Annotated in this window: 7 protein-coding genes; 3 read left to right on the top strand and 4 right to left on the bottom strand. The window is 46.9% G+C overall.

Annotated features, from left to right (window positions below; genetic code table 11):
• The coding region (locus A3EU_RS0115660; protein WP_026211420.1) for a T9SS type A sorting domain-containing protein at positions 1 to 457 on the top strand (457 nt) is incomplete at its 5' end.
• 339 nt (positions 458 to 796) lie between these two features.
• On the opposite strand, the gene recQ is transcribed toward A3EU_RS0115660, so the two are convergent.
• Both recQ and A3EU_RS0115650 read right to left on the bottom strand, forming a co-directional pair.
• Positions 797 to 2,932 (bottom strand): DNA helicase RecQ, encoded by a 2,136-nt coding sequence (recQ, locus tag A3EU_RS0115655; RefSeq protein ID WP_020537132.1) that lies wholly within the window; start codon positions 2,930 to 2,932, stop codon positions 797 to 799.
• Between the two features lie 235 nt (positions 2,933 to 3,167).
• Positions 3,168 to 4,628, bottom strand: coding sequence for an SLC13 family permease (locus A3EU_RS0115650; protein ID WP_020537131.1), 1,461 nt, complete (start codon positions 4,626 to 4,628; stop codon positions 3,168 to 3,170).
• Between the two features lie 202 nt (positions 4,629 to 4,830).
• Here A3EU_RS0115650 and A3EU_RS0115640 point away from each other — a divergent pair, with 202 nt between their 5' ends.
• Positions 4,831 to 6,030 (top strand): NAD(P)-dependent oxidoreductase, encoded by a 1,200-nt coding sequence (locus A3EU_RS0115640; protein ID WP_020537129.1) that lies wholly within the window; start codon positions 4,831 to 4,833, stop codon positions 6,028 to 6,030.
• A 62-nt stretch (positions 6,031 to 6,092) separates the two neighbouring features.
• On the opposite strand, the gene A3EU_RS0115635 is transcribed toward A3EU_RS0115640, so the two are convergent.
• A complete protein-coding gene (locus tag A3EU_RS0115635) occupies positions 6,093 to 7,031 on the bottom strand; it encodes a phosphoribosylaminoimidazolesuccinocarboxamide synthase (RefSeq protein ID WP_020537128.1) in 939 nt (312 codons plus the stop codon).
• A 131-nt stretch (positions 7,032 to 7,162) separates the two neighbouring features.
• Here A3EU_RS0115635 and A3EU_RS0115630 point away from each other — a divergent pair, with 131 nt between their 5' ends.
• A complete protein-coding gene (locus A3EU_RS0115630) occupies positions 7,163 to 8,071 on the top strand; it encodes a hypothetical protein (RefSeq protein WP_020537127.1) in 909 nt (302 codons plus the stop codon).
• Positions 8,072 to 8,120: 49 nt separating this feature from the next.
• Here A3EU_RS0115630 and rimO read toward each other — a convergent pair whose 3' ends face one another.
• The gene (gene rimO / locus A3EU_RS0115625) at positions 8,121 to 9,434 is read right to left on the bottom strand and encodes a 30S ribosomal protein S12 methylthiotransferase RimO (RefSeq protein ID WP_026211419.1); all 1,314 of its coding nucleotides are present in this window, start codon (positions 9,432 to 9,434) and stop codon (positions 8,121 to 8,123) included.
• Positions 9,435 to 9,457: the final 23 nt, after the last annotated feature.

Here is a 9,457-nt window from a genome sequence, read left to right as displayed (position 1 = left end):
GATCACTACTTCTTGGAATGGTAAAGCTACTTCTGAAGATGTACTGTTTAGCTTGGTTATCCGCCCAACGGCAGATGCTGACTTGAGCGACATCATCAACGTATCTAGCCGTTACACTGCTGCTGAAGCATACGGAAATGGTAACACGATGAACGTAGGTGTTAACTTCTCTAACGGAGAGGTTGCTGCTGCAGGTTTCGAAATGTTCCAGAACACACCTAACCCATTCGCGGTAGAAACTTTGATCGGTTTCAACTTGCCACAGGATGCGGAAGTAACGTTGACTATCAACGATGCTAGTGGTCGTGTACTGACAGTTCTACGTGGTGATTACGCTGCTGGATACAACACTATCAATGTTTCTAAGAGCCAAGTTCAAGGCGCAACGGGTGTACTAGGCTACACGGTTACTGCTGGCGAATTTACGGCGACTAAGACTATGATTGCTGTTAAGTAATAAATGAATAGATTAGAGCCCTTGCTTTCGCAAGGGTTCTATGATATCATATATAACAAGAGAGGCGCTTCCTGCAAAGGAAGTGCCTCTTTGTGTTTTGTGGGCCTTGTTAGATATCTTAAGGAAGCACCAGCCTGTTTCTTACTCAAGTGTATTGGCAGACCCGCGCCTGAAGTGCGACCTCCTCCGAGGTCGTTTTAATTCAGAAAAAGATTGTTCTACCCATCTATGACCTCACCGAGGTCAACCCCCAACAGATACTTACAAGTCTTTTAAACAACCTCTGCGTCTTTGCATCCCTGTTCGAGATGTACTGTTTAGAAGCCCCCCTCCATTTCGTTAGGGGACGTAAACACCAGTGACCTGAAGGTGTATCATCGCCAGGCGTAAAGTCTCGTAGGCGACTTCTCCATCGAAGAGTTCGTGAACGGCGGTTAGTTTAATAGGCTTTTCCAAATAGGGGAGGCCTTTCTCTACTTGGCTAATAATTTCAGGACTAACGAGTCTATGAATATCCAAAGGCTTTCCGGATTGGTAGCAAGCAGTGATGTGGGTATAGACCGTCGTATCTTTGATATTGCGTTGTTCCGCTATTTCACTTATCGTTTTTCCCTGCTGGAAGAGCTCATAGGTGACCAAATGGGAACTGCCGACTTTGGCTTTGCCTTTTTGTGCTTGGTATTCTATAATGACTTCCATAAAGGCGTCGCCGTAAAGCTGAAGTTTACGGTCACCGACACCGGAGACTGCTTTTAACTCTGCATCACTGACGGGTTTTGTGGCTGCCATTTCTTCGAGTGTAGCATCGGAGAAAATAATGTATGGAGGTACACCCTTTTCTTGGGCCAGTTTGCGACGTAGCTGCCGTAGCAGTTCGAAGAGCTCGTCACGAACTCTTTCCGCTTTGGTTTTCTTCTTGACTTGCTCCTTCTCTTTTTCTCTACGTTCTTTTAGTGTGGCAGGCCGAACGAGTTCGACGGTCTCTTTTTCGAAGAGTACCCGTTGGCTGGCGGGCGTAAGTCGTAAGACGCCATACTGGTCATAAGCGATGTCAAGATAGCCGAGGTTGATGAGCTGAGAAAGATAGTTTTGCCAGGTGAAGGTGGGAATGTCGCGGCCTGCCCCAAAAGTTTTTATCTGGTCATACCCACGATCGCGGATATCTTTGCGGCCAGATCCTCGAAGAATATCAACGAGTAAACCCAGGCCTACTTGCTCGCGAAGACGGTACACGGCGGAAAGGGCTTTTTGAGCTAACTGGGTACCATCAAATGCTTGTGGCGGATTGCTGCAAATGTCGCAGTTGCCGCAGTTTTCTTTATGATCCTCGTTGAAGTAGTTGAGTAGGATTCGCCGCCGGCAAGCCATGCTCTCGGCGTATTGTTTCATGCGGTCGAGCTTGGCTAGTTGCACTTCGAGGTTCTCACTTTCATTTTTCTTGAGGATTTCTGTCAGCATCATAACATCCTGATAGCTGTAAAAAAGCATAGTAGCTGCTGGAGCACTATCTCGGCCTGCTCGTCCGATTTCCTGATAATAGTTTTCCAGGTTTTTGGGGAGATTAAAGTGAATCACCCAACGTACGTTGCTCTTGTCTATACCCATACCAAAGGCAATGGTGGCACAGATGATTGGTACATCGTCTTTGAGAAACTGATCTTGTACTTTAGCGCGTTGTGTTGATTCCATTCCCGCGTGGTAAGCTTTGGCATTGAAGCCTGCTTTTTGCAAGTCTGCGGCTATTTTCTCGGTGCTTTTACGGCTAAGGCAGTAAACAATACCACTTTCTTCGGGGTGTTGCTTAATGAATTGGATAATCTGTTCCTTACGACGTTGACCAGGTCGCACCTCAAGGCTGAGGTTGGGACGGTCAAAAGAGGCCAGTGAAATGTTGGGTTCGGTAAGTTGTAGCTGTTGAACAATGTCATCACGGGTAATTCTATCAGCAGTAGCGGTGAGGGCAACCATGGGGACGCCTGGGAACTGCTGCTTTAGAAAACGCAATCGTGTATATTCTGGGCGAAAATCGTGGCCCCAAGAGGAAACACAATGCGCCTCATCGATAGCAAATAAAGAGATAGGCGCTCGCTGAAGGAGAGGAAGGAAATCTGCGGAACAAACTTTTTCTGGCGATACGTATAAAAGGTCAAGCTTGCCTTCGAAGAAATCGTTTTCAACGAGGCGTAGCTCATTACTATCCAGAGAACTGTTTAAAAAAGCAGCTTTGACCCCATTAGCACGTAGGCCTTCGACCTGATCTTGCATGAGTGAAATGAGGGGAGAAACCACGAGGGCTGTACCTTCCATGGTGATAGCAGGAATCTGGAAACACATGGATTTGCCGCCTCCGGTGGGCATAAGAACGAGGTTGTCCTTCTTTTCGTAAATGGATTGAATGATTTCTGCCTGCATGGGGCGAAATTCATCATAGCCGAAGTATTGCTTCAGGGCCTGGCGCGCATTGTCTAAATTCATCCTGCTAATCGCTGTTTAAGCTACAATAATAAAACATTTTTGTGAGAAATAAATATTTTAATCTTTTTTTGTTTAATCAAGTCCCGAAGCGTATAGCTGAGGGCGGGGGCCGGAGGCCGCAAGGATAAAGGATAGCAGAGACGTCCGTAAGGCGGAACGGATAGCCTGGTGCCAAGCCTGCAATCCCGGAGGGTAAAGGCGTTGGCATAGCCCCAAATGAACGTATGATTGAGGCCTAGCCTCCGGCAAAAAACCACGGTAAAATCCATTGACTGAGGGCCGTGATGAGAGCGATGGCAATGAGGTTGAGCCAGATACCAGCTTTGACCATGTCGGCGATTCGGAGGTGGCCGCTGGCGAAAACAATGGCATTGGGTGGTGTACTCATAGGTAGCATAAAGGCACAACTGGCGGCCAGCGTAACGGGAATGCAAAGCAATAGGGGAGAGATGTCCATACCCAGCGCTACTGCACCCACTACAGGCAAAAAGACCGTGACGAGTGCAACATTGGACATAATTTCGGTGAGGAAAAGACTGACGGCAGTGAGGCCGAGGATAATCCAGAATCCGGTGATACTGGCGTCGGAGAATTGTGCGCCGATAAGATCAATAAGCCCTACAGCTTTGAGGCCATCAGCTAAGCTGAGGCCACCGCCAAAGAGCAGTAAAATGCCCCAGGGAAGACGTTGAGTATCTGCCCAGTCCAGGAGGAATTGTTCTTGTTTCCAGTTGACGGGGAAAACAAAGAGAGCAATGGTGGCAAATATGGCGATCATGGGGTCTGTAAGTTCGAGCTGACCATCGCCTTTTGCCAGGCCAAGGACGAGGTTGATCTGTGTTCGGAAAATCCATGCCATTGCAGTACAGATAAAGACGATGAGGGTTCTTTTTTCTGCTAAAGAGATGGTTCCTAGTTCTTTGAGTTGGGTGCGGATCAGTTGTTGAGCACCGGCAAAGGTGCCGAGGCCGTTACGGAAGATAAAGCGCGTGAGTAAAAAATAAGTAATAAGGAGGAGTAGCAAAGCAAAAGGAAATGCAAAAGCGATCCAAGATGCAAAACTGATTTGTGTGTCGTAAGTGCGTTCAATGAAACCGGCCAATACGACATTAGGGGGGGTACCTACAATGGTGGCGGTGCCACCGATATTGGCTGCATAGGCAATGCCGATCATGAGACTGATTGCAAAAGCACTGTTGCCAACGGAGGAAGCAAGGTCGTTTTCCCTACCATTGCGAAGAAGATCAATAACGGAAACACCAATAGGCAGCATCATGACGGTGGTAGCGGTATTGCTGATCCACATGCTTAGGAAGGCCGTAGCGAGCATGAAGCCGAGAATGATACCGTTGGCATTGGTGCCTGTGACGCGTACAATGTTGAGGGCGATACGGCGGTGGAGTTGCCACTTTTCCATGGACAGAGCCAGCATGAAGCCGCCCATGAAGAGAAAGACGATGGGGCTGGCGTAGGGGGCTGCAGCTTCCTTCATTCCATAAATTTGGAGGGCAGGAAGTAAGACCATCGGGAGTAATGCTGTGACAGGAATGGGTACGGCTTCGCTGACCCACCAAATAAGCATAAGAGCTGCAATAGCAAGTACTCGCCACGCTGGGACGGGTAAACCAAAGGCGGTGCCGCTCAATAGCATTCCCACAAAAATGATAATACCTACAAACAGACCGATCTTCTTCATGGAGGATGAAGTTAGCGAGTTCGTGAAAATAATCTACATATCTTGCTACAAATTTTCCTTGCATAGCCCGGTATACTGCGAAAAACCTGACTTGTCTAAAGAAAAACGTCCTACGCCTTTTGCGTATATTATTAATTTCCTCATCGCTTAAGGAATACTATCTTAGCGGCAAATATTTCAAGAGACCTAACCAAACTTAACCATGAAAATAGGAATTATCAGGGAAGGCAAAGTGCCGCCCGATACCAGAGTCCCTCTCGACCCTAAGCAGTGTGCTTACCTGCGCTCAGAATATGGCTTAAACGTAGTGGTACAGCCTTCGCCGATACGGATTTTTAAAGATGAAGAATATGTGGCAGCAGGTGTGCCATTAGAGGAATATTTAGGAGATTGTGACCTTCTTTTAGGCGTGAAGGAAGTACCTAAGGATCAATTGATTCCAGGAAAAACGTACAGTTTTTTCTCTCATACGCATAAACAGCAGGTTTATAACCGCCCTTTGCTACAGGCTGTATTGAATAAACATATTCACCTGATCGACTACGAAGTGATGACGGATAACCTGGGGCGGAGAATTATTGCCTTTGGTTATTTTGCAGGTGTTGTAGGCGCACATAATGGCTTCTGGACGTATGGGAAACGTACGGGCAGTTTTGAGTTGCCAAGAATGAAAGATCTTTACGATTACGCAGCAGCGAAGAAGGTTTATGCTGAATTGCAGCTGCCGCCGATGAAGATTGTGCTCACGGGAACAGGGCGGGTTTCTACTGGCGCGGCGCAGGTATTAGAAGATATGGGGGTTCACCAGGTGTCACCACGTGATTTTCTGCGCGAGACCTATGATGAACCAATTTATACACAGCTGGTAGGTCGAGATTATCTAAAACACAAGGATGGTGATCCTTTTGATAAGCTTCATTTTTATCAGCATCCCGAGCAATATGTGTCTGCTTTTGCGCCGTTTGCCAAGCAAGCCGATATGATGATCAACGGTATCTACTGGGATAACAAGGCACCAGCGTTTTTTACAAAAGAGGATATGGCCAGCCCTGATTTTAATATCAGTGTCATTGCTGATGTTACCTGTGATATAGCGCCGATAGCATCTATTCCTGCAACGTTGCGCGCTTCTACTATTGCCGATCCTGTATTTGGTTATGATCCTCAAACGGGAGAAGAGACGGCACCTTATCAGGAAGGAGGGGTTGATATGATGACCATTGATAATCTACCTAGTGAGTTGCCGCGAGATGCTTCGACTGCATTTGGGAAGATGTATATAGAGCAGGTCATTCCGCATATTTTGGCACCTAACAGCGCCATGATTGAACGGGCAACCATTGCGCGCCACGGGCGCTTGGGGCCACAGTTTGGCTATCTGTTAGATTTTGCAGAAGGGTAGGGGACGTTTCTGTTGCACCATCGTGTCGGGCAGAAAACCGATACGATGGTGCTAAATATAAATTACAACGCCGCCAGAATATTCTCTTTCACCCGTTCTACAATATTCTCCGTATTGGCTTTTTGGAAAGACTGGCCAGTGATCTGTTCGTAAAGTTCAATGTAGCGGTTAGAGACTTTGTCGAGAAAAGCATCGGGCATTTCGGGCATGGTTTGCCCATCTAGGCCTTGAAATCCATTTTCGATGAGCCATTCCCGAACAAATTCTTTGGAGAGGTGCTTTTGCTTTTCGCCTTTATCCAAGCGTTCCTGATAGCCATCTGCGTAAAAGTAGCGGGAGCTATCGGGGGTATGAATTTCGTCGATCAAGTAGATTTGGCCGTCTTTTTTGCCAAATTCGTACTTGGTATCAACGAGGATAAGCCCTTGTTTAGCGGCCATCTCTGTACCACGTTGAAAGAGTTCCTGTGTGTATTTTTCTAAGAGGAGATAATCTTCTTCGGCAACAATTCCCTGAGCGATGATTTCTTCGCGGCTAATGTCTTCATCATGGCCCTCTTCTGCTTTGGTTGCAGGAGTGATGATAGGTGTAGGGAAGGCTTGGTTTTCAACCATCCCTTCTGGGAGGGATACGCCGCAAAGTACTCTTTTTCCGGAGCTGTATTCTCGCCAGGCATGGCCCACAAGATAGCCACGGATAACCATCTCTACCCGAAAGGGATCACAAGCGTGGCCGATAGCAACATTCGGGTCGGGAGAAGAAACCAGCCAGTTGGGACAAATGTCGCGAGTAGCCTCCAGGAAATGGGTGGCAACCTGGTTAAGTACTTGGCCCTTGTAGGGGATGGCCCTGGGAAGAATGTGATCAAAGGCCGAAATCCGATCTGAAGCGACCATCACCAGCAAATCTTCAATAGTGTATACATCACGTACTTTCCCTTGATAGAAGGCCGTTTGGCCAGGGAGGTTGAAATGAGTAGCGTCAAGGGCTTGTGCAGGCATGATTATTTCCCAATTGTTGATGCTGCGAAGGTAGCAACTTTATTTTGCGCTAAAAATCTTACCTTTCAAAAAGTTTCTGTTATTTGATTTTTAAGAAGGTACTTTGATCATTGATAAAATATTTTTCATTTATGAATTTTAAATCAGTATTAATTTTATTAAGTATTTGTTTACTAGCTAGTTGTAGTAATAAATCTACAAGTAATAAGCAAGAAAATGCAACTGAAGATAAGAGTGAATTGCTAGCGGAAACATCAACTGGTCTGACGGAGCCAGTAGAAGAAGTAATGGAAGTCGAGGGGGGGGCTGCCGAAGAGCCAGCCATACAGGCGCGTAGTGTGGCTATTAACGACGGATTTCCAGAGGATCAGCGGGTCGAATTTACGCCTGAAATGCTGAATGGGTTGTGTACTTCCAAGTATAGCTGTTTGGAGGAAACAATCTATCCAATAGGGTGGTCGGCTGATGGGAAGTTTGCTTACTTGCTTGAAGAAGCCAATGAAGCTGTTGTTAATTATACCCTTCACTTAATTGTTCAGGATACCAAAACGGACAAGCAAGTGTTGAAAGATACCTACAAAGCGAGTGAACAGCCTAATTCGAAGTCGGAGGATACAAGTATCGACTTTCGTACCGTTTGGGAAAAAAATAAAGACAGGTATAATGAATTACTACTTGAACACAAGATCAGCGGAGGGAATGGCACTCAGTTTTATGGCATGCCTTGGGTAAGATCGGAGCGCCCTTACCGCTTCAAGGGACTCAATAAAATGACCCATAATGATCTTTTTGATGTAGATGTAGTGGCGGAACATCGCCTGGAAATTAGTGAGGAAGGTGTTGGGAAAAAGATCATCTTATCTCATACGTTCGGGAAATACGATATGGCCCTAGCCACCCAGGCTTTAGGTTATTTTGAAAGCCCATTTGAGGATCGTATCGCCGTCGTAAATGCTTATGAGAAACGAGGATATGAAGGCCCACCAAACGTCTTGAAATTGATGATGGTAGGTTGTGACTTGAGCCAGGGTTTCAAGTAAGGTTTAATCGTTGTCCAGGGCAAATTCATGAATTTGCCCTGGACAACGATTAAACGACCACCTCGCCAATCAGATCATAATCCGTGGCGTCGGTAATGTGTACCTGGGCGTAGTCTCCTAGGCGAACATATTGATCTTTGGCAGAGACAAGCACTTCGTTGTCGACCTCTGGTGAATCAAATTCGGTACGACCCACAAAATGCTCGCCTTCCTTACGGTCGAAGAGGACTTTGAATGTTTTTCCAACTTTAGCTTCGTTGAACCCCAGGGAGATCGACTGCTGGATTTCCATCAGGCGGCTGGCGCGTTCTGCTTTTACTTCAGCAGGTACGTCATCTTCCATGTCGTAGGCACGCGTATCTTCTTCATGACTGTATTGGAATACGCCCAGGCGGTCGAAGCGCATATCTTCAACAAAGTCACAGAGTTGCTGAAATTCCTCCTCTGTTTCTCCGGGGAAGCCAACCAGCATCGTGGTGCGGATGGCAATGCCGGGGACCCTTTGGCGAGCTTCGGCGATCAGTTCGCGGGTTTCTGCTTGCGTGATCTGGCGGCGCATACGCTCCAAGACCGTATCGCTAGCGTGTTGAAGAGGAATGTCCAGGTAGTTGCATACCTGTGGTAATTCCGCCATAGCGGTAAAAATATCCAGCGGAAACTTGCTAGGGTAGGCGTAGTGAAGGCGAATCCATTCAATGCCTTCTACAGCAGCTAGTGCGTGCAAAAGCTGGGGAAGCTGGCGTTCTTTGTAAATATCAAGGCCGTAATAGGTAAGCTCTTGCGCAATGAGCATCAGTTCCTTGACGCCCATGCGAGCGAGGTTCTCTGCTTCTTTTACGAGGGCTTCTATAGTCTTACTCACGTGTTTGCCCCGCATCAGCGGAATGGCGCAAAAAGAGCAAGTTCGGTTACATCCTTCACTGATCTTGAGGTAGGCAAAGTGCTGAGGCGTGGTAAGCACCCGCTCGCCGATGAGTTCGTGCTTATAATCAGCATTCAGTTTGGCCAGAAGGCCAGGAAGCTCAAGGGTACCGAAGTAGGCATCCACTTCCGGGATTTCTTTTTCGAGGTCGTCTTTGTAGCGTTGCGATAAGCAGCCTGTTACATACAGTTTGTCAATACCTCCTTGCTTTTTAACATCAGCATATTGAAGGATAGTGTTGACAGATTCTTCTTTGGCCAAGTCAATAAAGCCACAGGTATTGACAATAATGACATTGGCATCTTCCTCATTGCTATCATGAACTACCTCGTAGTCATTGGCTTGCAATTGGGTGATCAAATCCTCAGAATCCACTAGGTTTTTAGAACACCCGAGGGTGATCACATTTACCTTATCTTGTCGTAACGTTCTTGTCTTCATCAGGCAGCCTCGATTTAAGGCTG

This window comes from Lewinella cohaerens DSM 23179, assembly GCF_000379805.1.
Classification (GTDB): domain Bacteria; phylum Bacteroidota; class Bacteroidia; order Chitinophagales; family Saprospiraceae; genus Lewinella; species Lewinella cohaerens.
The sequence above is the reverse complement of the archived record's forward strand: the minus strand, read 5'-3'. Positions and strand labels throughout refer to the sequence as shown.

Coding starts and splice junctions, on each gene's coding strand:
- A3EU_RS0115630 (WP_020537127.1), top strand. CDS start 7,163: ATGAATTTTAAATCAGTATTAATTTTATTAAGTATTTGTTTACTAGCT.
- A3EU_RS0115635 (WP_020537128.1), bottom strand. CDS start 7,031: ATGCCTGCACAAGCCCTTGACGCTACTCATTTCAACCTCCCTGGCCAA.
- rimO (WP_026211419.1), bottom strand. CDS start 9,434: ATGAAGACAAGAACGTTACGACAAGATAAGGTAAATGTGATCACCCTC.
- A3EU_RS0115640 (WP_020537129.1), top strand. CDS start 4,831: ATGAAAATAGGAATTATCAGGGAAGGCAAAGTGCCGCCCGATACCAGA.
- recQ (WP_020537132.1), bottom strand. CDS start 2,932: ATGAATTTAGACAATGCGCGCCAGGCCCTGAAGCAATACTTCGGCTAT.
- A3EU_RS0115650 (WP_020537131.1), bottom strand. CDS start 4,628: ATGAAGAAGATCGGTCTGTTTGTAGGTATTATCATTTTTGTGGGAATG.